The 2954-nt window shown below is 51.5% G+C and carries 1 rRNA gene; it reads right to left on the bottom strand.

Going from position 1 to position 2954, the window contains the following annotated elements:
• Positions 1-2899 (bottom strand): 23S ribosomal RNA (locus tag ACM6HU_RS25385); the annotation flags it as partial.
• Positions 2900-2954: the final 55 nt, after the last annotated feature.

The raw sequence follows: 2954 nt of genomic DNA on the forward strand, positions 1-2954 counted from the left end.
GTATTCGTCAGCTCCACATGTCACCATGCTTCCACCTCGAACCTATCAACCTGATCATCTTTCAGGGATCTTACTAGCTTACGCTATGGGAAATCTCATCTTGAGGGGGGCTTCATGCTTAGATGCTTTCAGCACTTATCCCTTCCGCACATAGCTACCCAGCTATGCCCTTGGCAGAACAACTGGTACACCAGCGGTGCGTCCATCCCGGTCCTCTCGTACTAAGGACAGCTCCTCTCAAATTTCCTACGCCCACGACGGATAGGGACCGAACTGTCTCACGACGTTCTGAACCCAGCTCGCGTACCGCTTTAATGGGCGAACAGCCCAACCCTTGGGACCGACTACAGCCCCAGGATGCGATGAGCCGACATCGAGGTGCCAAACCTCCCCGTCGATGTGGACTCTTGGGGGAGATAAGCCTGTTATCCCCGGGGTAGCTTTTATCCGTTGAGCGATGGCCCTTCCATGCGGAACCACCGGATCACTAAGCCCGACTTTCGTCCCTGCTCGACTTGTAGGTCTCGCAGTCAAGCTCCCTTATGCCTTTGCACTCTACGAATGATTTCCAACCATTCTGAGGGAACCTTTGGGCGCCTCCGTTACACTTTAGGAGGCGACCGCCCCAGTCAAACTGCCCACCTGACACTGTCTCCCGGGTCGATAAGACCCGTAGGTTAGAATTTCAATACAGTCAGGGCGGTATCCCACCAGCGCCTCCACCGAAGCTAGCGCTCCGGCTTCAAAGGCTCCCGCCTATCCTGTACAAACTGTACCAAAATTCAATATCAGGCTACAGTAAAGCTCCACGGGGTCTTTCCGTCCTGTCGCGGGTAACCTGCATCTTCACAGGTACTATAATTTCACCGAGTCTCTGGTTGAGACAGTGCCCAAATCGTTACACCTTTCGTGCGGGTCGGAACTTACCCGACAAGGAATTTCGCTACCTTAGGACCGTTATAGTTACGGCCGCCGTTTACTGGGGCTTCAGTTCAGAGCTTCGCTTACGCTAACCCCTCTCCTTAACCTTCCAGCACCGGGCAGGTGTCAGCCCCTATACTTCGCCTTACGGCTTCGCAGAGACCTGTGTTTTTGCTAAACAGTCGCTTGGGCCTATTCACTGCGGCTTTCCGTTAAGAAAGCACCCCTTCTCCCGAAGTTACGGGGTCATTTTGCCGAGTTCCTTAACCAGAGTTCTCTCGCACACCTTAGGATTCTCTCCTCGCCTACCTGTGTCGGTTTGCGGTACAGGCACCTTTTATCTCGCTAGAAGCTTTTCTTGGCAGCGGGGAATCAAAGACTTCGCTCCATAAGGAGCTTCCCCATCACAGCTCAGCCTTCACGATAAGCGGATTTGCCTACTTATCAGCCTAACTGCTTGGACGTGCACAACCAATCGCACGCTTCTTCTATCCTTCTGCGTCCCTCCATTGCTCAAACGATAAAGAGGTGGTACAGGAATATCAACCTGTTGTCCATCGCCTACGCCTGTCGGCCTCGGCTTAGGTCCTGACTAACCCTGAGCGGACGAGCCTTCCTCAGGAAACCTTAGGCATTCGGTGGACGGGATTCTCACCCGTCTTTCGCTACTCATACCGGCATTCTCACTTCTAAGCGCTCCACCAGTCCTTACGGTCTGACTTCACTGCCCTTAGAACGCTCCCCTACCACTGATACCATAGGTATCAATTCGCAGCTTCGGTGGTGTATTTAGCCCCGGTACATTTTCGGCGCAGAGTCACTCGACTAGTGAGCTATTACGCACTCTTTAAATGGTGGCTGCTTCTAAGCCAACATCCTAGTTGTCTAAGCAACTCCACATCCTTTTCCACTTAATACACACTTTGGGACCTTAGCTGGCGATCTGGGCTGTTTCCCTCTTGACTACGGATCTTATCACTCGCAGTCTGACTCCTAAGGATAAGTCATTGGCATTCGGAGTTTGACTGAATTCGGTAATCCGATGAGGACCCCTAGTTCAATCAGTGCTCTACCTCCAAGACTCTTACACTTAAGGCTAGCCCTAAAGCTATTTCGGGGAGAACCAGCTATCTCCAGGTTCGATTGGAATTTCTCCGCTACCCACACCTCATCCCCGCACTTTTCAACGTGCGTGGGTTCGGGCCTCCATTCAGTGTTACCTGAACTTCACCCTGGACATGGGTAGATCACCTGGTTTCGGGTCTACGACCACGTACTAAACGCCCTATTCAGACTCGCTTTCGCTACGGCTCCGCCTCTTCAGCTTAACCTCGCACGGGATCGTAACTCGCCGGTTCATTCTACAAAAGGCACGCCATCACCCATTAACGGGCTCTGACTATTTGTAGGCACACGGTTTCAGGATCTCTTTCACTCCCCTTCCGGGGTGCTTTTCACCTTTCCCTCACGGTACTGGTTCACTATCGATCACTAGGTAGTATTTAGCCTTGGGAGATGGTCCTCCCAGATTCCGACGGAATTTCACGTGTTCCGCCGTACTCAGGATACATTCAAGAGAGAACGAAGTTTCGACTACGGGGTTGTTACCCTCTGTGACGAGCCTTTCCAGGCTGCTTCGTCTACCTCGTTCCTTTGTAACTCCGTATAGAATGTCCTACAACCCCAAGAGGCAAGCCTCTTGGTTTGGGCTAGATTCCGTTTCGCTCGCCGCTACTCAGGAAATCGCATTTGCTTTCTCTTCCTCCAGGTACTTAGATGTTTCAGTTCCCTGGGTCTGTCTTCCATACCCTATGTATTCAGGTAAGGATACCATACCATTACGTATGGTGGGTTTCCCCATTCGGAAATCTTCGGATCAAAGCTTACTTACAGCTCCCCGAAGCATATCGGCGTTAGTCCCGTCCTTCATCGACTCCTAGTGTCAAGGCATCCACCGTGCGCCCTTTCTAACTTAACCAAACTAAAATTAAAAAATATGAGCTACACTGTTATCTAGTTTTCAAAGAACATAC

Source organism: Bacillus sp. IT-79MI2 (genome assembly GCF_949768135.1).
Taxonomy (GTDB): domain Bacteria; phylum Bacillota; class Bacilli; order Bacillales; family Bacillaceae_G; genus Bacillus_A; species Bacillus_A pseudomycoides.